We start from the raw sequence: 20,556 nt of genomic DNA on the forward strand, positions 1-20,556 counted from the left end.
GTGTGCGGATGGATCGACAAGGGGGGCCGGCGGCCCGGGCGACCGGCAAGAGCGAGGCCGTCTACGAGCGGCTGAAGGGCGACATCGAGTCGCTGCGCCTGAAGCCCGGGGCGAAGCTGAGCGAGGTCCAGCTCGGCGAGGAGCTGGGCGCCTCCCGCACCCCTGTGCGCGAGGCCATCCGCCGGCTGGCCGCCGAGGGGCTGGTGGACTTCGTGCCGGGCGAGGTGGCGCGGGTGGCCGCGATTTCACTGGGCGGAGTGCGGGCGCTCTTCGAGATCCGGATGCTGCTCGAGCCTCGGGCCGCCGCCCTGGTCGCGACCTCGGGGGCGGCCGACGAGCGCGTACTGACCCCGTTCCATGAGCTGCTGGCGCGGCTGGACGAGCACGAGGAGTCCTTCCGCGCGCTGGACGCCGCCGGGCAGTCACGCGAATACCAGGGCTTCTACACCCTGGCCGAGGACTACGACCAGGCGGTCATCGCCGCGTGCCGCAACCCGTACACAGACCCTCCAGGCGCTCATCGACAGCCTGACCAGCGGCGAGGGCGCTGCGCCCGGCGTGGAGATCCAGCTGGACATCGCCCGCCGAGCCACTGAGTCCACTGAGCCACTGAGTTCACTGAGTCACTGAACGGCTGAGCCACTGAGTCGCTGAGCCGCTGAGCCCTACGCCGGCGAACACCTCCCCGCGGTCGCGGCCTTGAGCTCTTCGAGCGATTCCCGGACGAGCCGCGTCAGGTCTCGCGGTTCCGGCTCCTCGACCCAGCGCTCGAACGCGACCTTGAAGACGGCGATCCCCGTCTCGGCGATCAGACTCGCGGCCGGTTCGGTGACGCCACGCTGACGCAGGCTGTCGGCCAGCGCCGCGGACCAGGACGCGAGCTTGATCAACTCGCGCTCGCGGAGCTCCGCGTTGGCGGCGATGACGGCCTGGCGCTTCCGGGCATAGGCGTGGCGCCCCTGGAACCCGGCGGCGACAGCTTCGAGGGCCGTGGCCACCGCGTCGATGGGCGCCACGGAATCGGGCACGTCGGCGACGGTGCTCACGAAGAGCTCCTGCAGCGAGCCCCCGGCCGCGAACAGAACCTCCCGCTTGTCGGCGAAGTGCCGGAAGAAGGTCCGCTCGGTGAGCCCCGCGCGCTTGGCGATCTCCGCCACCGTCGCCTGCTCGAACCCGCGCTCGCTGTAGAGCTCGAGCGCCGCCTGTTCGAGTCGCCCGCGCGCGTTCGGCTCCCATCGACCCATGGCGGTGATTCTACGTGATGGCAGTGACTGACATCAGGTGCTACGGTCGCAGTGATGACAGTGACTGACATCGATCGGTCCGTCCTGTCGCCGCGCCATGCCGTGCGGCAGGGACGAACGGCTTACTGGAGGTCTTTCTCATGCGCGTTTTCGTCACCGGTGCTTCCGGCTGGATCGGCTCGGCCGTCGTACCCGAGCTCATCGGCGCCGGCCATCAGGTCGTCGGGCTCGCCCGCTCGGACGAATCGGCCGCCGCGCTCACCGCGGCCGGCGCCGAGGTGCGGCGCGGCTCCCTCGACGACCTCGACAGCCTGCGGAGCGCGGCTGCCGCCTCGGATGGCGTGATCCACCTCGCCTTCAAGCACGACATCGCCTTCTCGGGCGGCTACGAGGAAGCCGGCGCGGCGGACCGCCGCGCCATCGAGACATTCGGCGACGCGCTCGCGGGTTCCGGGCGGCCGCTGGTCGTCGCCGCCGGGACGCTCGGGCTCGCACCTGGGCGCGTGGCCACCGAGGAGGACGGCACTTCCGAGGGCCAGACCTCGGGAAATCCGGGCGCCGGGCGGCACGCCAACGCACGGCTTGCGCTCTCGCTCGCCTCCCACGACGTCCGCTCGTCGATCGTGCGGCTCGCGCCGACGGTGCACGGCGAGGGGGACCACGGCTTCATCGCGATGCTGGTCGACATCGCCCGCACCCGCGGCGTCTCCGGCTACATCGGCGACGGCGCCCACCGCTGGCCCGCCGTGCACCGGTTCGACGCGGCGCGCCTCATCCGCCTGGCCGCCGAGAAGGCCCCGGCGGGATCGGCGCTGCACGCCACCGCGGACGAGGGCGTCCCCATCCGCGCCGTCGCCGAAGCGATCGGGCGCCATCTCGGCCTCCCCGTCGCCTCCGTCTCCCCCGAGGAGGCGGCCGAGCACTTCGGCTGGCTGGCCGGCGCCCTCGCGGTCGACGGCCCGGTATCGAGCGAGCTGACCCGTGAGCTTCTGGGGTGGCAGCCGACCCACCCCGGGCTCATCGACGACCTCGACAAGGGCCACTACTTCCGCACCCCGGCGAGCGCCTGACGGGCCGTCTGACCGACCCCGCCTGACCGACCGTCTGACCGACCGCCCGACGGCCCGCCTGACCGGCCCCGCCGGTCGGGCGGGCCGGGCGGGCCGGCCGGGTCAGCCGGGCTGGACCGCCGCGAACGCCTCGTCCTCGGCCGGCTCGTCCTGGGCCATGAGGCCGGCCACCCACAGCGGCATCAGCCAGTGGGCCACGAGGGTGGCGATGAGGACGGGCGCCACATACGCCGTGGGCGCGTCGCCACGGGCCGCGCCCGCGATCAGCAGGCCGGCCGCGAACATGACCAGCAGCAGGGTCATCACCCGGTGGGCGCGGGCCAGGACCCGGCTGCGCTCGGCCAACTGCCGCTCGTCCAGGGCGCGTTCGCGCAGTTCCAGCAGGCCGCGGGTGGCAGCGTTGATCACCCCCGTCGCGACCATCCAGGGCAGCAGCAGCACCGCCATCACGACGATGGTCCACATCGGCTCGGGCTTCGCGAGGTAGAGGTGGGCCATCAGCGCCCCGAAGGCCGCGGTCAGCGTGATGTGTACGGCGACGACCAGGCGCCGGCGTGCTGCCGTGGCGTACAGCGGCCGCCCCTGGGGGTTGTTCATCAGCCGCACCATGCGCTGGTCATAGCGCGTCATTCGCGTCGTCGGCATCGCTATTTCCTCCCGTAGACCTCGTCCGTGAGCGGCCGGAACGGCTCGAGTGAGAACAGCGCCTCCACCGGCAGCCCGAAGAACTTCGCGATCTTCAGCGCCAGGTCGAGACTCGGGTTGTACTGCCCTCGCTCGATGTAGCCGATGGTCTGGTAATGCACCCCGACCGACTCGGCCAGGCTCTGACGCGACACTTTCCGCTCGGCGCGCACCATCGCCAATCTGTTGTGCACCTGCTCGCTCATGTATAAGAAGTACTACATCCCACAGCATCCCTGCAACCACACTCCTGCCGTCGTGTGAGCTATCGCAGAGCCGCGGCCACCAGTGGGCGGATCTCCTCCTCGGACACGCTTCCGCCCCGCACCAGGCGGTCGAAGATCATGCCGTCCACGCAGACCAGCAGGGTGCCGGTGCGGTCCGCCGGGTCCGCGACGCCGTGCGCGGCCAGGAAGTCGCGCACGAGCTGCCGGCCGGCGTTCTCGCGGGGCTCCAGAATCTCCCGCAGCTCGGGGTGGCGCACGCTCTCGATGGCGCACGCGTAGCGCGCGAGGGTGCGCCGGCGGCCCTCTCCCGTGAGCCGCCGCCCGGCGAGCAGGGCGATCCCCGCCACCAGGTCCTCGGCGGTGCGTGGCGGCGGTGTCCGGGCCCCGAGCTCCTGGAGCTCCGCCTGGTCGAGCGCCACCAGCCGCCGCACCAGCGCGGTGAGCAGCGCCTGGCGGGTGCGGTAGTAGGCGGAGGTGGTGCCGGACGGCAGCCGCGCCGCCCGGTCCACCGCGCGATGGGTCAGTCCTCGCATCCCGGCCTCGGCGAGCACGCCGAGGGCCGTGTCGGCGAGAAGGGTGCGTCGGTCAGCGGGCACATCGGCGGGCACATCGGTGGGCACACCCCTTTCTACACCTGTAGAGGGGGCGGAGTACGCTCCTCCCGCATCCGCTTTCTACAGCTGTAGAAGGCGGTCGGGGCCGAGGGAGCGAGGAGCGGGCATGGGCGGTACTGCTGTGGTGGTCGGGGGAGGCATCGGAGGGCTCGCCGCCGCGATCGGCCTGCGGCTGATCGGCTGGGAGGTGACGGTCGTCGAACGCGCCCGCGTGCTCGACGATGCGGGCGCGGGCATCTCGCTGCACGCCAACGGCCTCCGCGCGCTGGACGCCCTCGGCGTGGGCGGGGCGGTGCGGGCGGCGGCCCGGCCGCAGTACACCGGAGGCACCCGTACCCCCGGCGGCCGCCGGCTGGCCCGGATGGACGGTGCCGCGCTCGAACGCGCGCTGGGCACACCGATCGTCGGCATCCCCCGGGCCGAGCTCCACCGCCTCCTGCGCGCCGCCCTGCCGCCCGGGTGCCTGCTCATCGGCGCCGAGGTGTCGTCCGTCGACCGCTCCCACCCCACCCGGGTACGGGTGCCCCTCGACGGCGGCGCCCTGGACGCGGATCTGGTCGTGGCCGCCGACGGGGTGCGCAGCCGGCTGCGCACCCAGCTGTTCCCCCACCACCCCGGCCCCGCCTACAGCGGCTCGACCGTCCTGCGCGCCATCACCGAGCGCCCCCTCGCGCTGCGCGCCGACTTCGAACTGACCTGGGGCAGGGGCGCCGAGTTCGGCCACATCGCCTTCGCCGACGGCCGGGCCGAGTGGCACGCGGTGCTCAACTCGCCCCCGGGCGTACGGCCCGCCGACGCCCTCGCCGCGGTGCGCCGGCGGTTCGGCGGCTGGCACGACCCGATCCCGGCGCTGCTGGAGGCCACCCGACCCGACGCCGTCCTCCACCACGACCTCCACGAACTGGCGGCGCCTGTGCCCTCCTTCGCCGCGGGCCGGATCGCCCTGCTCGGTGACGCGGCCCACGCCATGACCCCCCATCTGGGCCAGGGCGCCTGCCAGGCCCTCGAAGACGCGGCCACCCTCGCCGCCGCGCTCGCCGCCGAGCCCACCGTCCCGGCGGCGCTGTCCCGTTACGACACCGAGCGCCGCCCGCGCAGCCAGTCCGTCGCCCGCGCCGCCCGCCGGGTCGGCCGAATGGGGCAGCAGCTGACGCACCCCCTGGCCATCGCCGTGCGCAACACGGCTCTCCGGCTGGCCCCGCCCCGCGCGACCGTCCGGGCCGTCCTCCGACACGGCGACTGGACACCACCTCGGCTGCCATCCGCTCACTGATCATGTAAGACGATGGGGGCGCACGGGGGCACGAGCGCGCCCACCGGGTTCCGAGGCCGCCGGCCTCGGCTGTTCTGCGGAGTAACGGAGTACTCATGATCACAGTGCTGGGAGCCACCGGTGGACAGGGCGGCGCGGTGACCCAGGCGTTGCTGGCGTCGGGGCAAGGCGTCCGGGCCGTGGTCCGGGACCCCGCGGCGCCGCGGGCGCGCCGGCTCGCCGAGCAGGGGGTGGACGTGGTCCCCGGCGAGCTGTCCGATCCGGCGTCGCTGGCGGCGGCCTTCGACGGCTCGTCCGCCGCGTTCGCGGTGACCACACCGTTCGAGTCGGGCACGGACGAGGAGGTGCGGCAGGGCCGGGCGATCATCGAGGGCGCCGGCCGGGCGGGGCTGGCGCATCTGGTGCTCGCCTCGGTGGCCTCGGCGGACCGCTCCACCGGCATCCCGCACTTCGAGAGCAAGGCGCGGATCGAGCGGATGCTGGCGGAGGCGGAGCTGCCGGCGACCGTCGTCGCGCCGACGTACTTCTTCGAGAACACCTTCGGCAGCCTGGACGAGATCGCCCAGGGCACCCTGTCGCTCGCGGTGCCCGCCGACACCCCGCTCCAGCAGATCGCCCGCCGCGACCTGGGCGCGGTGGTGGCCGCCGTCATCGCCGACCCCGAGCGGTGGATCGGACGGAGGGTGGAGGTCGCGGGCGACGCGCCCACGCCACGGCAGATGGCCCAGGCGATCACCGCGGCGGCCGGCGGGCCGGTCGAGTACCGCCATGTGCCGCTGGACCTGATCCGGCAGGCGAGCGCGGACATGGGGGCCATGTTCACGTTCCTCGCGGAGACCGGCTACGCCGTGGACATTCCCGCGCTGCGCGCCGACTTCCCGGACGTCGCGTGGACCTCCTTCGCGGACTGGGCCGCCGACCAGCGGTGGCCGCGGCCTCGTCCGCTGGGCTGAGCCGGGTCCGTCCCACGTACTGATCAGGCGCGGTCAGGCGCGGACCAGGACGAGCGTCTCGGTCGGCGGGGCGGTGCCGTCGGCGCGACGCTGAAGCGCCAGAAAGCCGGCCGCGACCTCCCGGTAGGCGTCGGCCAGTACGGACTGCGGGAGGAACCGGTCCATCACCGCTGCCATGGTGAGCGCGGCGATCCGCAGGTACGGGCCGTCGGCGGGATCCATGGCATGCGGCGCCTCGGCGAGCACCCTGGCCCGGGAAGCGATGAACTCGGCCACTTCGCGGATCGTGGGCCGAAGCGGCTCCGGCACGTCGCCCGGGGGCAGAACGTCGAGGCGCCCCGCGCAATCGGCGGCCACCCAGTGACAGATGTCCGGGAAGTGGGGTTTGCGGTGGACGGTAAGGGGGCCCAGCCCGCTCAGGAGGGGTATGCAGCGTTCTTCGAAGGAGTCTCCTGTCGTAGCGGAGCGAGCGTTCCCGTCCACCGGCCCGCCCAGCGCGTACAGGAGCGCCACACACCGGGTGGCCCACTCGACTCGCGCCGGGAACCCCAGATCGGCGAATTCGCCGTCCAGGAGCCGCAGTCCGGCCTCGACGCCCGTGAGATTGATCCGAACTCCTCCCGCGCGAACCTGGGCCATGATGTCGGGGAAGTCCATCCCCGTGTGGATGAGCCTGACCTCGCGCCCGGCGCGAAGTTCATAGGCGACGTCGAAGCCGACTGCGTCACCGCCGCCCACGTCCGTCCGGAGGCTGATGGCGCGGGCGAGCCCGAGGCTCCCCTCGGAGAAGACGATGTCGTCCTGACCGCTCCGGCCGAGCCACGCACCGTCCGCCGCGCCCGCCGGAACCGCCCACGGATGCCCGGCCCCGTCCGGCACCCACAACAACGGTGGGGCGTCCGGCCCCGCCCCCGGGTCGTCCTGACACCACACCGGCCGGTCGCCCGGCCCGAGGACCAGACCGAACGCCTCGTCCTCGGCCTCCGCCCGGGTGGGCAGCCGGTAGCCGAACTCACCGCCCGCGCGGGCATTCACCCACCGCACAAAGGCCACCGCTTCCGTTCTGGTCATCCCGACCGCGACGTCATCGGCCGGGCCGTCGGTGAGCCCGGGGGCCGCGGGCGTGTCGCGCTCCGCCGCGAAGAGCCGGTAGACCTCCTTCGTCACCGGCCGCGCGCAGACCAAGGTGTCCTCACCGAGGCGTACGGCCTGGCGGAGCGAGCGGGCCAGGGTGACCCCCGTCATCAGCCTGCGCCGGGGGGAGTCCACCGGCCCCTCCATCAACTGGTGGCGCAGCGCCCCGAGGCGGACCGCCGTGGCCGGGGCGAGCTCGGTGGCCTCCTCCTCACAGTCGAAGGCGAGCGCGAGTTTGTTGATGGTGAGGGATTCCTCGGCGAGGCAGGCCTCCACCACCGGCGCCGGATCCACCCGCGCCGCGTACAGCAGCGTGGTCTCCCGCCACCAGTCGTCGTCGACGCCCGCGACCAGGACGTCGACCAGCCCCCGGTGCTGGATGTGCAGGGCCGCCAGGTGCTCCTGCAGGGTGAGATGGGCGAACGCGTACAGCCCGCGCTCCCTCTCCACCAGCAGCCCGCTCGCGGCCATCGCCTCCAGGAACTCCCGCGAGGACATGGTCGCGGCGACCCTCAGGAGGACCGGCCGCAGCACCTCGGACGCGTACTCGCCCCGGATGTCCCGTAGCCGGTCGGCCATCATCACATACGCCAACTCGCGCGCGACCAGCTCCTTCTTGGCCCCGCTCAGCTCGTCCGGCGCGGCCGTGGCCCCCTTCGCCTCCTGCCGCCGCCACAGCAACACCTCACAGATCTCGCCGTACAGCTCCGCACGGCTGCCCGGGAGCGCGCCCCGGTAGCGGTGGACGTTCGCGATCATCGTGAGCAGCAGGGGGTTGGCCGCGAGGTCGTACAGGACGGGGCGGGCGTGGAGGCGCGCGAGCAGGTCCCGGGCGCCCTCCTCCGCACGGTCCGCCACGGCCGCGTCGTCCGTGCCCGTGCTCAGCCGCTCGATGGCGCGGTACCAGCCGTGGACGAAGCGGGTGATCTGCTCCCCCGTGAAGCGGCGGACCTGCAGCACACGGGCGCGGTTGACCGGGGCGCTCGCATAGCCGTGGGGGCGGGAGGTGAGCACGAAGTCGTTCGGCTCGTACTGCTCGATCTGCTCCTCGACCCACTTGGACACGTTCCGCCGGTCCTCCTCGCGGGCCACCTCGTCCAGGCCGTCCAGCAGCACCACACAGCGCCCGTCCTGGAGCTGCCGGTCGAACCAGCCGGGCAGCTCGTCGTCCGGCGGGCGCCGCAGGGAGGCCCCGATCACCTCGGGGAGCGTGAGGGCGGGGTTCGCCGTAATCGCCCCGGCGTGGTCCCGCAGGAGCAGCAGCACGGGCAGGTCGCGGCGGCCGCGTCCGCCGCGCTCCCGGGCCAGGCCCAGCGCCAGGTGCTTGAGCATCGTGGTCTTGCCGGTGCCCGGGGCGCCGATCACCGCGAGCGCCGCGCCCTCCGGCCGGCCGATGAACTCCCGGATCGACCGGCGTACGGGGACGCCGCCGTCCGTGCCGCCCGGCAGCGGCCAGAGCACCGGGCCCGCCAGCGGCTCCTGTGACGCCTCGTGTGCCGGCCGGGGCACCAGGCTGACGTCGACGAACACCTCCTCGAGGCCCGGGGTGTAGTCCCCGCGCGTCGCCAGCCCCTTGAGGTCGATGAACCGGTGGTGCCGCAGCACATAGGCCCGGTAGTCCCGTTCGACGCGGGAGATCCGCCACTTCAGCCGCCGGTCGACGGCGTCGGCGGCCCGGTCCACCCACCGGTCGGCCACCTTGCCGTACACCTTCGCCGCGAACGCGACGGCGGCCAGCGCCGCCTCGTACGCCAGGAAGAGGAGCAACGCCGCGACCGGATGCGCGGCGGCGGACGACCAGAACTTGGCGCCCAACACCGCCGGCGGCCCCACACTGGCCGCCGCCAGGCCGATCCGTGTCAGCAGTTCCGCACCTTTGCCACCACCCGCCACAGCCGCTCCCCCCTTGGGCCCCGCCCGCTGTGCGTCACCTCGTGTGACAGTCTGTATAGCGCACGACCGCCCCTGATGGGTGGTCATGTTTCCTACGTGGTCGGCGAGATCGGAGCCGTGGGCGGGTCGAGGGGCCCGCCGCCGCCTCATCCCAGGGTCAGCAGAACGGTGGCGACGGCCGCGCCGACCAGGCCGGTTGTCTGCTTCGCGGTGACCTTCTCACGCAGCGCCGTCAGCCCGAGGACGATGGGAACGGCCGGGTAGAGGGACGCCAGGACGACGGCGATGGCGAGCATCTGCTGGTGGGCCGCCCACAGATACAGGATCAGCCCCAATGCCGCGCCGGCGCCGGTCAGGAGGGCCTGGGCCAGCAGCTTCGGCGGCTGGCGGAAGTCCGGAGCGTGCCGCCGGGCGCTGGGGAGCAGGACGGCGACGGCGGCGAGGCGGCCCGCGGCCACGGGCCACAGGCCGCTCGCCGCATCGGCCTGGGCGAGCCCGATGTACTGCACGGCCACTCCCAGGCTGGCGATCAGGCCGTCCGCCGAGGCCCGCGCCGTCCCGGGCCCGCGCTCGTCGCGGCCGAGGACGGTGCCGCCGGAGACGAGCCACAGGGCGGGGACGGTGAGGCCGATACCGAGCCAGGACAGCGCGGTGGGACGGTCGCCGAGGAAGCACACCCCGCACAGCACGGACAGCGCCACCCCGGTGACCGCGCTCAGCGGGATCACGATGCTCATGGCGCCGCGGCTGAGGCCGCGGTTGAGGAAGTGCATGGCCGTGCCGCTCCCGACGCCGGACAGCGCTCCCCACAGCAAGTCCTCGGGCCGAAGCGCCTCGGCGGGCACCGCGAGCGCGGCCACGAGGGCGAGGAACAGCCCGCCGATCTGGCCGAGGAAGGTGACGACGGTGAAGTGGGCACGCCGGGACAGGAGCCCGCCGGCGAAGTCGACGATGCCGTAGCACACCGCCGAGGCCAGTGCGAGGAGAGCAGCCATCCGGTACGACTGCCCCGGTACGGGATCTCAAGTCCCCACGAGCGGCCGCGTTCATGAACCGTGGTTCACGGGAGGCGCAGGCCGTGTCCGTCCGCCCACGCCGAGACGGCCGCGGCGATCAGGGCCGGCTGGTCCTCGGGGGTGTGGTGCCCGGCGACCGCCTCAAAGTGTTCGGTCTCCAGGGCGGCGATGTTCTTCGCACACCACGCGATGGTGTCCGGGGTCATCATCGCTCCCGGCCCGGGCGCGAACGTCAGCAGGAGCTTGGGCACTCGGGGGCTGGCCCCGAGCCACCGGTCGTACGCCTCGATCCCGGCCACGACGTCGGCGGGCTCGCCGCCCAGCGGCATCGAGCGCGGCCAGCGCAGGAGCGGCAGCCGGCTCTCCCGGGTGGGGTAGGGCTTGCGGTAGACGTCGAGGTCGCCCTGGCTGAGGGGGGAGGCGACGGTGCCGGGCAGGGCCTGCTCGATGAAGGCGTTGTCGTCGAGGATCATCGCCTCGCCGATGCCGTCCGTCTTGATCGCCCGGAACAGCTCCCGGCCGCCTTCGGGGAACTCCTCCCAGGCCATCGGCTTGACGATGGTTTCGGTGAACGCGATGCCGCGCACCCGGTGCGGATGGCGCGCGGCCCAGTCGAAGGCCAGCGCGCCGCCCCAGTCGTGGCCGACCAGCACCACGTCCTGAAGGTCGAGCGCGTCGAACCAGGCGTCCAGATAGCGGGCGTGGTCGGCGAAGGTGTAGTCGATCCCGGGTTTGCCCGACTCGCCCATGCCGATCAGATCGGGGGCCAGCAGCCGTCCGGGCCCTACGGCCGGCATGACATGCCGCCACAGGTAGGACGAGGTCGGATTGCCGTGCAGAAAGACGATCGGCACTCCGGTGCCGGACTCCCGGTAGTGGATGGTCGAGTCGTGGACGTGGACAACGGGCATGTTCGGGTCCTTTGACGGGGGAATCGGGGGCCTGGGACGGGGGAATCGGAGGCCTGTGACCGGGGAATCGGGGCCTGCCGACCCGCTCAGCGGAAGGCCGCGATGTTGCGCTCGGCCCAGGCGGCGAAGGTGCGCGGCGCCCGGCCCAGGACGCGTTCGGCGTCGGGGCTCACCCGCCGCTCGTCCTCGGTGGGTTCGCCGAGGATGGCGAGGGTGCCCTCGACCACGGGCAGCGGCATGAAGCGCGCCATCAGCTCATGGGCCTCCTCGCGGGTCTGTTCGGTGAAACGGACCGGTTCGCCGAGCGCCGCCGCGATCGCCGCGGCCCGCTCGCGCGGGGTGGTGGGGGCGGGGCCGGTGAGGGTGTGGACGGCGCCCTGATGGGGGGCCTGGTCGCGCAGGACGACGGCGGCGACCGCGGCCACGTCCTCGGGGTCGATGAACGGCAGGCCCACGTCGCCGAAGGGCGCCGCGGCCTCCCGCCGGGTACGGATCGGCTCGGCCCAGGCGAAGGCGTTGCTCGCCATTCCACCCGACCGCAGGACCGTCCAGTCCAGCCCGGACTCCCGTACGGCCGCCTCGAAGCGGCGCGGGTGCCCGTAGGCCTCCGGGCGGGTCCCCGCGCCCTGGGAGGACAGCAGCACCACCCTGCGGATTCCGGCGGACTTGGCCACCTCCAGGAGAGCGTCCGGGTCCTCCCCCGCCACCAGCAGGAACAGCGCCTCCGCTCCCTCGAACGCGCCCCGCAGACCGGCCGGGTCGGCCAGGTCGGCGGCCACCGCCCGCACCCCCGGGGGCACGTCGGCGTCGGTGATGTGCCGGGAGACGGCCGTCACCGGCACCTGGGCCTTGACCTCGGGCTCGGCCTCGGGCTCGGTGAGCATCCGTACCAGCGCCCGCCCGACGTTTCCGGTCGCACCGGTCACCACGATCATGTCGTTCTCCCTGTTCAGTAAGTTAGTTAGTTGACTGACTTATTCGGTACGGCGAGACGCTAGCACAGTCCGGCCCCCGGTTGTCTATAGTGAGTCGGGTGACTGACTCAGGAGATTCGCCGCCCCCTCCGCGCAAAGCCGCCGGCAAGCGGCAGCGGCTGACGGCCGCCGCGGCCCGGGTCTTGCACGAGCAGGGCGTGGAGCGCACGACCATCGCCGATATCGCCCGCGCCGCCGATGTCCCGGCGGGCAACGTCTACTACTACTTCAAGACCAAGGACGAGCTGGTCGAGGCGGCCCTCGCCGAGCACGTCTCCCATCTGCGGACCCTCACCGATCGGCTCGACCAACTCCCCGACCCGCGCGAACGCCTCAAGGGCCTGGTGGCCGCCTGGATCGGCCAACGCGACATCGCGGCCCGCTACGGCTGCCCCACCGGCACCCTCGCCACCGAGCTCGGCAAACGCGACGAAGGCGGCCTCGACCTCGCGGCGGGCCAGGTCGTGCGGCGGCTGCTGGACTGGGTGGAGCGGCAGTTCCGCGAGATGGGCGTGGCCGACCCCGCGGGGCCGGCGCTCACGCTCGTCGGCGCGTACCAGGGCATGTCGCTGCTCTCCAACGCCCTGCGCGACCCGGAGATCATGACCCGCGAGGGGGACCGCCTCACCCGCTGGCTGGACACCCTGAGCTGATCAGCCCTGATCAGCCTCGCATCAGCGGGTGTGATACCCGTCGCTGCCGGGCGCCGAACCCTGGACTCCGGCGCGCGGGTGTGTCACTGGTTTCTCCATGGACCTCAAAATCACCGCGACCTCCCCCGAGCACCCGGCCGCCCTCCTGGACCTCCCGTGGAGCGTCCCGCTGGAGCAGTGGCCGGAGGAGCATCTGGTCGCGCTGCCGCGTGGTATCTCGCGCCATGTGGTGCGGTTCGCGCGGGCGGGCGGGGAGGTGGTGGCGGTCAAGGAGGTCGGCGAGTGGGCGGCCGTGCGGGAGTACGGGCTGCTGCGTGACCTGGACCGGCTGGCCGTGCCCGCCGTGGACGCGGTCGCGGTGGTGACGGGGCGCACCGATGAGCACGGCCGGCCGCTGGAGCCCGCGCTGATCACCCGCCATCTGGTGGGCTCGCTGCCGTACCGGTCGATGTTCGAGACGACGATGCGGCCCGGCACCATCAAGCGGCTGCTCGACGCGCTGGCCGTGCTGCTGGTGCGGCTGCATCTGAGCGGCTTCGCCTGGGGCGACTGTTCGCTGTCCAACACGCTGTTCCGGCGGGACGCGGGCGCGTACGCGGCGTATCTGGTGGACGCGGAGACCGGGCAGCTCCATCCGCGGCTGTCGGGCGGGCAGCGCAGCTACGACCTCGAGGTCGCCCGGGTGAACATCGCGGGCGAGCTGATGGACCTGGAGGCGGGCGGGTCGCTGCACCCCTCCGTGGATCCGGTGCTGTTCGGCCGGGAGATCGTCGAGCGGTATGACGAGCTGTGGCACGAGCTGACCCGCGAGTCGGTCTATCCGCTGGCCAAGCGGCACTACATCGACCGGCGGGTGCGGCGGCTGAACGAGCTCGGTTTCGATGTCGCGGAAATGCAGATCCAGAGCTCACCGGACGGGGATGCGGTCACTTTTCTGCCGAAAGTCGTGGACGCCGGGCACCATCAGCGGCAATTGCTGCGGCTGACCGGTCTCGACGCGGAGGAGAATCAGGCGCGCAGCCTCCTCAACGACCTGGAGACGTGGATGGTCTCGCAGGACGACTACGCTCCGGGCGATCCGCTCGGCGCCCGCCCGGAAGTGCTCGCGCACCGCTGGGTCCGCGACGTCTTCCGGCCGACCGTGCGGGCCGTGCCCCTGGAGCTGCGGGGTTCCACCGATACCGCGCAGATCTACCACGAACTGCTCGAACACCGCTGGCTGCTGTGCGAGCGGGCGGGCCGGGACGTGGGGCTCGAGGCGGCGGTCGAGGACTATGTGCGCACGGTGCTCCTCCCCCGGCAGGCCGAATTCGGAAAATAATCCGCGGAACATTTCCACTGGAATTTGGATCAGTAATCTCGTGAACTGCGGTTTTCGGGAATCCGGGCCCCGCGGCGTGCATTAATGGCGCGCGTTTGATAGAAATCCTTCTCGCTGCCGGTTCACATGGTCGGTCCACATATTCGTGTGACCCGTGCGACCACCCCTGCGAGAAGGAGAATCGGGATGTCCCAGCCGCCCCCGCCGTCCGGATACGGCTATCCGCCGCCGGGCCCCCCGGGACCGCCGGCCCCACCGCAGACGCCGCAGCAGCCGTACATGCCACAGCAGCCCCAGATGCCGCAGCAAGGGCCGCCGCCCGGCCCGCCGCCCGGCGGGGGCCGGGCGAGCCGGAGGCGGCAGCAGTCGAAGTCGCCCGTCGGGATCGTGGTCGGCGCGGTGGTGGCGCTGGCGCTGGTCGCCGGCGGCGTCTGGCTGGCCGTGGGCAAGGACTCCGGCGGGGGCGGGAGCGACGCCTCGGCGGACGGGGCCGTCGAGGCACAGGTGCTGGGCGAGGTCCCGATGCCGAAGGTCGCCAAGATGGTCAACACCCCGGGCATGTGGGTGACCGACGAGAAGTTCGTCAAGGCGGACGTCAAGAAGATCGTCGGCTATCCGCTCACCGGGGGCTCCGCCTCGTGGCAGATCCCGCTCGACGGCGAGATCTGCTGGTCCTCGCCGCAGGTCACCGAGGCGGGCCTGACCGCGATCCTCTTCGAGGACGACTCCAAGGACCCCTCGGTCTGCACCCAGGTCGGCCTGGTCGATCTGAAGAAGGGCAAGCTGGTCTGGACGAAGCAGGGCAAGGAGACCGGTGAGTGGGCTTCCGACAGCCCGATCATGTTCGACGAGGTGACCATAGGCGGCGACACCGTCGCCGCGGGCGGCCTCTCCGGCGGCGCGGCCTGGTCGATCGACGGCAAGCCGCTGTGGATGCCGGAGTCGGACGAGGAGTGCTCGGACAACGGCTACTTCGGTGAGGGGCCGAAGCTGATCGCCGTGCGCGAGTGCGAGGTGTCCGGCAGCCCGCAGCTGGAGGTCCAGACCGTGGACCCGAAGACCCGGGCGGTGAAGTCCTCGTACAAGGTGACGTCGGGCATCGAGTACGCCCATGTGGTCTCCACCGACCCCCTGGTCATCGGGGTCAACGCGGGCGACTCGTCGGGCTCGGGGGTCTCCGACTTCCTGGCGGTCGACGACAGCGGCAAAGAGGGCAGGCTGCTGAGCAAGTTCGGCATGGAGGGCGGCAAGTACCAGGCCGACTGCGGGGCGACCGACGTCGGGGGCTGTACGCAGATCGTCGTCGACAAGGCGGCCGGTGTGCTCTACATGGGCACGGACTACCGCGCGGGCGCCGATTCGGGTCCGTCCAACGAGATCGTCGTCATCGATCTGAAGACCGGCAAGGTGACCGCCAAGGCCGACGGCGCCGAGGGCGGCCCGCTGGTGCCGCTCCGGCTCGACGAGAACGGCGCGTCGCTCCTGGCCTACCAGGAGCCCACGTTCACCCAGGGCAGTGCGGTCTGGCGCATCGACACCACATCACACGAGAAGAAGAAGCTGATGCAGAACCCGGAGGACACCGCGTTCGCCGAGAACAGCTACTCCACGGACGGGCAGATCATCTACGCGGGCAAGCGGCTCTACGTCGGCAGCAAGAACGCCATGAAGCCCTCGACCGAGTCCCACGAGAAGGTGCCGCTGGCCCTGGTGCTCGGGGCGAAGTAGCTCCCGGACCGTCGGTGTGCGGCTGCGCCGCGCGGATCGGGCTCCGCCCCTGGACGGGGGTCTGGGGCGGAGCCCGCTGTCCGGTCCGGCTCAGCCGCCCGCGGGCAGGTCGAAGGTCAGCCCCTTCAGCCGCCGCTGCTCGTACGCCTCCGCGATCGCCCGCCGCCGCAGCTTGCCGCTGCTGGTGCGCTCCAGCTGGCCGGGGCGTACGTAGTGCACATCGGTGGCCCGCACCGTCACCCCGACCGTGCGCACCAGATGGTCGACGATCGTCGCCCGGCTGCCCTGGATGTCGTCGCGTGCCGTGCGGTCCACCTCGGCCAGGACGACGATGTCCGCGCCGATCTGCACCACGGCCGTGCGGCCGTCGCGCACGAAGTCCAGCCGCTCTATCGCCTGTTCGAAGTCGGCGGCGAAGTAGCTCTGACCGCCCACCTTGATCCGGTCGCTGATGCGGCCGGTGATGAACAGCTCGCCGTCGTCGAGGAATCCGATGTCGCCGGTGGCGTAGTAGCCGTCGTCCCCTGTCAGCGGGGCCTGTTTGTCGAGGTAGGAGGCGGCCAGGCTGCCGCCGGCCAGTTCGATCTCGCCCAGTTGGCCGTCCTCGCACACCCGCCCCCGCTCATCGCGGAGGCGCACGGTGTACTCCGGCATCGGGCGGCCCACCGAGATGGCCGGCACTCCCGAGGGGGTCTCGACGACCCGGATCTCGCTGCTGACCGGGCGGCTGGAGACCAGCAGTACGGCCTCGGCCATGCCGTAGCAGGGCATGAACACATCGCGCCGCAGCCCCGCCGGGGCCATCAGGTCCAGGAAGGCGTTGAGGTTGGGCAGGTTGATGGGTTCGCTGCCGAGGTAGATCGACCGCACCCGGGACAGGTCGATCTCGGTCAGCTCCTCTTCGTCGAGGTCCTGCATCAGCTTGAGCGAGTAGTCGACCGCGAAGTTGGGGATCACCGTGCCGGCGGCCCCCTCCCTGGCCATGTGCTCCCACCAGCCACGGGCGTCGAACAGGAACGTCACCGGCTCGGCGAGCAGCAGATCGCACCCCACGGCCAGGCAGGAGAGCAGTCCGCCGACCAGTCCCATGTCGTGGTAGAGCGGCAGCCAGCTGCTGACCCGCTCCTCGGGCTTCCGGCCGTCCGTACGGGTGATCATGGTCAGGTTGGTGCGGAGCATGTCCTGCCGGACCGGGATGCCCTTGGGGAAGGACGTCGACCCGGACGAGAACTGTACGAAGGCCAGTTCGTCGGCGGCGGGGGTGCGCAGCCGGGCGCCGGGCCTGCGGATGCCGGCCGGCGGCAGCGGCAGGGTGGGGACGGGCAGGTCGAGGGTGGCGACGGTCGGGGTCTCCAGCACGCGGACCGCCTCGTAGTCCCGTGCGACCCGGCCCAGGAAGTCCAGATAGGCGTCCCTCGGCGTGTCCAGGACCAGCGGTTTGACCGACAGCGGGACGGCGCCGAGCTCCATGAGGCCCAGGAACGCGAAGATCACCGCGCTGGAGGTCTCGAACGGGAACAGCACCCGCGCCCCCGGTTCGACGCCCTGGTCGCGGAAGAAGTCGGCGTACGCGGCGACCTGCTCCGGGAAGCCCTGGTAGCTGATGAACTCGGGCGGGTCGATGAACTTGTCGTACAGGTACAGGCCCCGTTCGGGCGGGCACTCCTGGTTGCGCTGAATGTGCTCGAGCACCGCGCCTCTCCTACTCCTTGGTCGTGTCGTCGGTGGCGCCGCCACGGGCGTCGCCGGAAGGGGATGTCCCGCGCATCCAGGCCACCAGCTGGGGCAGCACCTGTTCCTGGGCGCGTGCGCCGCGGATCACATCGACATGGCCGGGGTCCCAGCTGAGCCCGGTCTCGCGGCCGAAGAGGGCGAACTCCGCGCCGCCGCCGAGGTGGTCGGCCAGCTTCCGGGCCCGGGCGGGGGACGCGTGGAAGGTGTCGCCCGCGCCGATCCCGACCAGCACCGGCAGCGTCACCTGTCCGAGGGCCTGCCAGTAGTCCGTCGCTCCGTCGGCGCTGCGGAAGGCGCCGGAGGGGGCCCAGGCGGCGAACTGCCGCATCAGGCCGGGCGGTTCGTCCCAGCGGCCCTGCTTGAGCGCCCGCGCCGGGAACCGCCCGACGAGCCGGGAGATCACCGCGGAGAACGTCACCTGGGCGCGTTTGGACAGTCCGCCGTCGCTGTAGTCGTTGACCGCCGAGGAGACGGTGACCACCCCGGCGAGACGTTTCTGCAGGTCGGGGTCGACGCCGAGCGCGGCCAGGGCCGCATAGCCGACCATGCTGTGCGCCAGGACGAACAGCGGCCCGTCGTGGACGGCGGAGACCGCCCGGATCAGATCCGGGACGTCGTGGCGCACATAGGTGTCGAAGTTCCAGTCGTAGGCCCGCCGCTCGGGCCAGCGGCTGGGGCCGTGGCCGCGCAGCGAGGCCACGTACGCGGTGAAGCCCTCGTCCAGGAACGCCTTCGCGGGCCCCTGCCCGGATCTGCCGAGGAAGAACCCGCCGTCCGCGAACAGGCCGGGCAGGAACAGCACTCCGGGCGCCGCCGCGCCGCCCGCCGCCGGCCGCACCTGCCTGAGGTGCAGCTCATGGCCGTCGGAGGTCGGCACCCAGCGTTCGGTCTCCGCCGGGTCGTCTGCCGTGCTCATCGCGCTCTCCAATCCTGCTCGTTCAGCCTCGCCCAGCCCGGTTCTGCCCCGTTCGGCGCTGTTCGGCCCGGTTCGGCGCCGTTCAGCGGGAGACGGCGGAGGCCGCGAGGAAGTCCTGCATCGAGACCAGGCACCGCTGGGCGGCGTCCAGGAAGGCCACGGTGACCAGGGCGTCCACCGCGGGGCGCGCCACGTCCGGAAGGTGGAGGCGCTGCCGGAACCGCGCCCGGAAGGTGAGGTCGTCCTCGTCGAACTCCTCCGCGGACGGCGATTCGAGGGACGTACGCACCTCGACCCGGCCACGGGGGATCTCCGCCAGGTAGTCGATCTCGGTGCGGGCGACCACCGCGATCATGCGATCGCCGTGCACCAGCCCCTGGCGGCCGAGCCAGTCCCACCGGCCGGCCTCCAGATATTCGAGCGCGACCGCGTTGTTCACATGCCCCAGCGCGTCGAGGTCATTGGGGCGCACCGGCAGGGTCAGCCGGGATTCGCCGAAAAACACGTCGTACCGCCCGATTGGTCGTGTCGAAGAAACGTGTCAGTGCGGAGGTCCCGCCGACCACCATGACCACGGCGGATACGAAACCGCCGCTGTGCGAGAGGGAAACGCTCACCCGCAGCCGGTGCCGGGCCAGATGGTCCGCCAGCGCTCCATGGGCCTGGAACCGCGGTGCGCCATGGTGGTCGTGGACCAGCTCGGCATCGGTCCAGAACCAGGTCTCGTCCGCCGCCGGAATTGCTTTGAAAAGAGCTTCTTTGGCCGCGAACGCCCCCGCCATGCTCTCCAGGGGAGAGATCTTGGATTCGAAGTGGCGCAGTTCTCCACGGGTGAAGAAGACATCGGGTTCGCGGAGAGAGGAGGCGACCTCCAGTTCACTGATCCGCTGGAGGTCGTGCCCCAGACCGATCAGCTCCCGACGAGATCCATCCACGTGTCCTCGACCTCTTCACGGGAATGGACCTCGATCCCGGTGATCTTCTTCAGGGCGCCGCAGATCAGCTGCTCCTTCTTCTCCAGCGCCTCGGGACGGAAGTCGCTGTCGCCCACTTCGAGCTGGTCCCACCAGTTCACATGCGAACCGCGCTGCTCCAGCTGGGTGCGGGCACTCCCCTGCAGTTCGCCGTCCTCGCGGAGGAAGAGGTGGGCCACCGCGAACGCGTCCTTGGCCGGGTATTCGCCGCTGTCCACCAGGGCCTTGGCGAAGGAGACGAAGTAGTTGCGGTGCTGGATCTCGTCGGCGGCGACCTGCTTGAAAATGCGGCGCAGCCCCTGGTCCTCGATGACGTGCTGGCACTGGCCGTAGTTGACCGCGGCCGTGATCTCGGAGATGGCGAGCAGCACCAGGGTGCGGAGCATGTCGTCGTCGGGGAAGACCTGGCGGAACTGGATGAAGGTCTCGTCCGAGATCGGCTCCATCCCGCTGAGATCGGCCAGCCGGTTGAAGACCGTCTCGTGGTGGGCTTCCTCCTCGTTCCAGTAGCGGCTCCAGGTGCCGCACGCCTCCATGATCGAGGCGACCGTAGGGTTCTTGTCCTGCCAGCGCCGGACCTCGGCCTCCGCCTGGCGCTCGAGGCGGTCCGCGCCCGGCTTGGTGGTCAGCTCGGCCCGGCCCGCGTTCCAGACCAGGTTGCGGTCGAGCGGGGTGAGGCTGTCCAGGTCGACGGCCGCCAGCATCTCCACGACGCTCCACCGCCGGGACTCGTGCAGCCGCTGCTGCTCCCAGGTGATGTCGACCAGGGACATACCGCGCTCGGTCAGCGCGCCGTAGAGGTCGGTGATGATGGCGGGCGGCCCCTCCGAGGCGGCCGACCGGCGGATGACCGGGGACGAGGCGCGGTCCGTCTCGGCGATACTCATGCGGCCGCCTCCTTTTGCTGACGCTCGAATTCGTCGAGGAAGGTCTTCAGCACGGTCGTAATCGGGGTGTCGAGAGGAAGCGCCGGGAGGCGCACCCGCACGCCGTAGTCCTTGCGCAATGCGTTTGCGGTGCGCGCAAACGCTTCCATGAGATCGATGCTGTTGGTCATTCGGGGGCTACCGGCGATGACGTCGGCCAATGTCGCGTCGGCCTTGAATAGCTGCTCTTCCGTGAGGCCCGCGTTCTCGGCGAATTTCTGCCGGATGTAAGGCTCTACTTCAGGTGTGACCATGGTTCAGAAGCGTACTGGCTTTCCGCTCTTTCGGCCAAGTGATCGGAGACACAGGCA

At 71.7% G+C, this 20,556-nt stretch carries 21 protein-coding genes; 7 read left to right on the forward strand and 14 right to left on the reverse strand.

What is annotated here, in order from left to right:
• The first annotated feature begins 8 nt into the window (after positions 1–8).
• Positions 9–596, forward strand: coding sequence for a GntR family transcriptional regulator (locus tag ACFZDL_RS14460; RefSeq protein WP_353589517.1), 588 nt, complete (start codon positions 9–11; stop codon positions 594–596).
• A gap of 69 nt (positions 597–665) precedes the next feature.
• Here the strand turns inward: ACFZDL_RS14460 and ACFZDL_RS14465 are convergent, their stop codons facing one another.
• The gene (locus ACFZDL_RS14465; protein WP_353589519.1) at positions 666–1,244 is read right to left on the reverse strand and encodes a TetR family transcriptional regulator; all 579 of its coding nucleotides are present in this window, start codon (positions 1,242–1,244) and stop codon (positions 666–668) included.
• A 140-nt stretch (positions 1,245–1,384) separates the two neighbouring features.
• Between ACFZDL_RS14465 and ACFZDL_RS14470 the strand changes: the two genes are divergently transcribed.
• Positions 1,385–2,314, forward strand: a complete 930-nt coding sequence (locus ACFZDL_RS14470; RefSeq protein ID WP_353589521.1) for an SDR family oxidoreductase — start codon at positions 1,385–1,387, stop codon at positions 2,312–2,314.
• A gap of 102 nt (positions 2,315–2,416) precedes the next feature.
• Here the strand turns inward: ACFZDL_RS14470 and ACFZDL_RS14475 are convergent, their stop codons facing one another.
• From ACFZDL_RS14475 to ACFZDL_RS14485, 3 genes are read right to left on the reverse strand one after another with little or no spacing between them, the layout of a single operon-like run.
• Positions 2,417–2,959 carry a hypothetical protein gene (locus ACFZDL_RS14475; RefSeq protein ID WP_353589523.1) on the reverse strand — a complete coding sequence of 181 codons (543 nt, stop codon included), beginning with the start codon at positions 2,957–2,959 and terminating at the stop codon, positions 2,417–2,419.
• A gap of 2 nt (positions 2,960–2,961) precedes the next feature.
• Positions 2,962–3,204, reverse strand: coding sequence for a helix-turn-helix transcriptional regulator (locus tag ACFZDL_RS14480; RefSeq protein WP_014179785.1), 243 nt, complete (start codon positions 3,202–3,204; stop codon positions 2,962–2,964).
• A 59-nt stretch (positions 3,205–3,263) separates the two neighbouring features.
• Entirely contained in the window at positions 3,264–3,821 is a 558-nt protein-coding gene (locus ACFZDL_RS14485) for a TetR family transcriptional regulator (protein WP_353589765.1), read from the reverse strand.
• Positions 3,822–3,945: 124 nt separating this feature from the next.
• On the opposite strand from ACFZDL_RS14485, the gene ACFZDL_RS14490 reads away from it, so the two are divergent.
• Both ACFZDL_RS14490 and ACFZDL_RS14495 read left to right on the forward strand, forming a co-directional pair.
• Positions 3,946–5,112, forward strand: coding sequence for an FAD-dependent monooxygenase (locus ACFZDL_RS14490; RefSeq protein ID WP_353589525.1), 1,167 nt, complete (start codon positions 3,946–3,948; stop codon positions 5,110–5,112).
• A gap of 95 nt (positions 5,113–5,207) precedes the next feature.
• Positions 5,208–6,065 (forward strand): NmrA/HSCARG family protein, encoded by an 858-nt coding sequence (locus tag ACFZDL_RS14495; RefSeq protein ID WP_353589527.1) that lies wholly within the window; start codon positions 5,208–5,210, stop codon positions 6,063–6,065.
• 33 nt (positions 6,066–6,098) lie between these two features.
• On the opposite strand, the gene ACFZDL_RS14500 is transcribed toward ACFZDL_RS14495, so the two are convergent.
• The 4 genes from ACFZDL_RS14500 to ACFZDL_RS14515 form a co-directional block, all read right to left on the reverse strand.
• Entirely contained in the window at positions 6,099–9,092 is a 2,994-nt protein-coding gene (locus tag ACFZDL_RS14500; protein ID WP_353589529.1) for an NACHT domain-containing protein, read from the reverse strand.
• Positions 9,093–9,238: 146 nt separating this feature from the next.
• Positions 9,239–10,087, reverse strand: coding sequence for an EamA family transporter (locus ACFZDL_RS14505; protein ID WP_353589531.1), 849 nt, complete (start codon positions 10,085–10,087; stop codon positions 9,239–9,241).
• A gap of 65 nt (positions 10,088–10,152) precedes the next feature.
• Positions 10,153–11,019: a haloalkane dehalogenase gene (locus ACFZDL_RS14510; RefSeq protein ID WP_353589533.1), complete on the reverse strand. Its 867-nt coding sequence runs from the start codon at positions 11,017–11,019 to the stop codon at positions 10,153–10,155.
• Between the two features lie 86 nt (positions 11,020–11,105).
• Positions 11,106–11,954, reverse strand: a complete 849-nt coding sequence (locus tag ACFZDL_RS14515; RefSeq protein WP_353589535.1) for an NAD(P)H-binding protein — start codon at positions 11,952–11,954, stop codon at positions 11,106–11,108.
• A 98-nt stretch (positions 11,955–12,052) separates the two neighbouring features.
• On the opposite strand from ACFZDL_RS14515, the gene ACFZDL_RS14520 reads away from it, so the two are divergent.
• The 3 genes from ACFZDL_RS14520 (at position 12,053) to ACFZDL_RS14530 (ending at position 15,695) form a co-directional block, all read left to right on the forward strand.
• Positions 12,053–12,646, forward strand: coding sequence for a TetR/AcrR family transcriptional regulator (locus ACFZDL_RS14520; RefSeq protein ID WP_353589536.1), 594 nt, complete (start codon positions 12,053–12,055; stop codon positions 12,644–12,646).
• A gap of 97 nt (positions 12,647–12,743) precedes the next feature.
• On the forward strand, positions 12,744–13,967 hold the full coding sequence (locus ACFZDL_RS14525; RefSeq protein ID WP_353589538.1) for a DUF4032 domain-containing protein: 1,224 nt from the start codon (positions 12,744–12,746) through the stop codon (positions 13,965–13,967).
• Between the two features lie 186 nt (positions 13,968–14,153).
• Positions 14,154–15,695, forward strand: coding sequence for a hypothetical protein (locus ACFZDL_RS14530; protein WP_353589539.1), 1,542 nt, complete (start codon positions 14,154–14,156; stop codon positions 15,693–15,695).
• Positions 15,696–15,785: 90 nt separating this feature from the next.
• On the opposite strand, the gene ACFZDL_RS14535 is transcribed toward ACFZDL_RS14530, so the two are convergent.
• From ACFZDL_RS14535 to ACFZDL_RS14560, 6 genes are all read right to left on the reverse strand, one after another.
• Positions 15,786–17,387 carry an AMP-binding protein gene (locus ACFZDL_RS14535; protein ID WP_353589541.1) on the reverse strand — a complete coding sequence of 534 codons (1,602 nt, stop codon included), beginning with the start codon at positions 17,385–17,387 and terminating at the stop codon, positions 15,786–15,788.
• A gap of 10 nt (positions 17,388–17,397) precedes the next feature.
• On the reverse strand, positions 17,398–18,345 hold the full coding sequence (locus ACFZDL_RS14540; RefSeq protein WP_353589543.1) for an alpha/beta fold hydrolase: 948 nt from the start codon (positions 18,343–18,345) through the stop codon (positions 17,398–17,400).
• An 82-nt stretch (positions 18,346–18,427) separates the two neighbouring features.
• A complete protein-coding gene (locus ACFZDL_RS14545) occupies positions 18,428–18,817 on the reverse strand; it encodes an acyl-CoA thioesterase (protein WP_353589544.1) in 390 nt (129 codons plus the stop codon).
• The gene (locus ACFZDL_RS14550; RefSeq protein WP_353589546.1) at positions 18,804–19,280 is read right to left on the reverse strand and encodes a 4'-phosphopantetheinyl transferase superfamily protein; all 477 of its coding nucleotides are present in this window, start codon (positions 19,278–19,280) and stop codon (positions 18,804–18,806) included. The genes ACFZDL_RS14545 and ACFZDL_RS14550 overlap by 14 nt, the downstream gene beginning before the upstream one ends.
• Positions 19,256–20,206 (reverse strand): acyl-ACP desaturase, encoded by a 951-nt coding sequence (locus tag ACFZDL_RS14555; protein ID WP_353589548.1) that lies wholly within the window; start codon positions 20,204–20,206, stop codon positions 19,256–19,258. The genes ACFZDL_RS14550 and ACFZDL_RS14555 overlap by 25 nt, the downstream gene beginning before the upstream one ends.
• Positions 20,203–20,499 (reverse strand): hypothetical protein, encoded by a 297-nt coding sequence (locus tag ACFZDL_RS14560; protein WP_353589550.1) that lies wholly within the window; start codon positions 20,497–20,499, stop codon positions 20,203–20,205. The genes ACFZDL_RS14555 and ACFZDL_RS14560 overlap by 4 nt, the downstream gene beginning before the upstream one ends.
• Between the last annotated feature and the right edge of the window lie 57 nt (positions 20,500–20,556).

The organism is Streptomyces sp. NPDC007917, from assembly GCF_042959105.1.
Classification (GTDB): domain Bacteria; phylum Actinomycetota; class Actinomycetes; order Streptomycetales; family Streptomycetaceae; genus Streptomyces.

What these genes read in the sequence shown, in the direction of transcription:
- ACFZDL_RS14460 (WP_353589517.1), top strand. Translation starts at nt 9, where the DNA reads ATGGATCGACAAGGGGGGCCGGCGGCCCGGGCGACCGGCAAGAGCGAG.
- ACFZDL_RS14540 (WP_353589543.1), bottom strand. Translation starts at nt 18,345, where the DNA reads ATGAGCACGGCAGACGACCCGGCGGAGACCGAACGCTGGGTGCCGACC.
- ACFZDL_RS14495 (WP_353589527.1), top strand. Translation starts at nt 5,208, where the DNA reads ATGATCACAGTGCTGGGAGCCACCGGTGGACAGGGCGGCGCGGTGACC.
- ACFZDL_RS14510 (WP_353589533.1), bottom strand. Translation starts at nt 11,019, where the DNA reads ATGCCCGTTGTCCACGTCCACGACTCGACCATCCACTACCGGGAGTCC.
- ACFZDL_RS14480 (WP_014179785.1), bottom strand. Translation starts at nt 3,204, where the DNA reads ATGAGCGAGCAGGTGCACAACAGATTGGCGATGGTGCGCGCCGAGCGG.
- ACFZDL_RS14505 (WP_353589531.1), bottom strand. Translation starts at nt 10,087, where the DNA reads ATGGCTGCTCTCCTCGCACTGGCCTCGGCGGTGTGCTACGGCATCGTC.
- ACFZDL_RS14490 (WP_353589525.1), top strand. Translation starts at nt 3,946, where the DNA reads ATGGGCGGTACTGCTGTGGTGGTCGGGGGAGGCATCGGAGGGCTCGCC.
- ACFZDL_RS14470 (WP_353589521.1), top strand. Translation starts at nt 1,385, where the DNA reads ATGCGCGTTTTCGTCACCGGTGCTTCCGGCTGGATCGGCTCGGCCGTC.
- ACFZDL_RS14525 (WP_353589538.1), top strand. Translation starts at nt 12,744, where the DNA reads ATGGACCTCAAAATCACCGCGACCTCCCCCGAGCACCCGGCCGCCCTC.
- ACFZDL_RS14465 (WP_353589519.1), bottom strand. Translation starts at nt 1,244, where the DNA reads ATGGGTCGATGGGAGCCGAACGCGCGCGGGCGACTCGAACAGGCGGCG.
- ACFZDL_RS14475 (WP_353589523.1), bottom strand. Translation starts at nt 2,959, where the DNA reads ATGCCGACGACGCGAATGACGCGCTATGACCAGCGCATGGTGCGGCTG.
- ACFZDL_RS14560 (WP_353589550.1), bottom strand. Translation starts at nt 20,499, where the DNA reads ATGGTCACACCTGAAGTAGAGCCTTACATCCGGCAGAAATTCGCCGAG.
- ACFZDL_RS14530 (WP_353589539.1), top strand. Translation starts at nt 14,154, where the DNA reads ATGTCCCAGCCGCCCCCGCCGTCCGGATACGGCTATCCGCCGCCGGGC.
- ACFZDL_RS14515 (WP_353589535.1), bottom strand. Translation starts at nt 11,954, where the DNA reads ATGATCGTGGTGACCGGTGCGACCGGAAACGTCGGGCGGGCGCTGGTA.
- ACFZDL_RS14555 (WP_353589548.1), bottom strand. Translation starts at nt 20,206, where the DNA reads ATGAGTATCGCCGAGACGGACCGCGCCTCGTCCCCGGTCATCCGCCGG.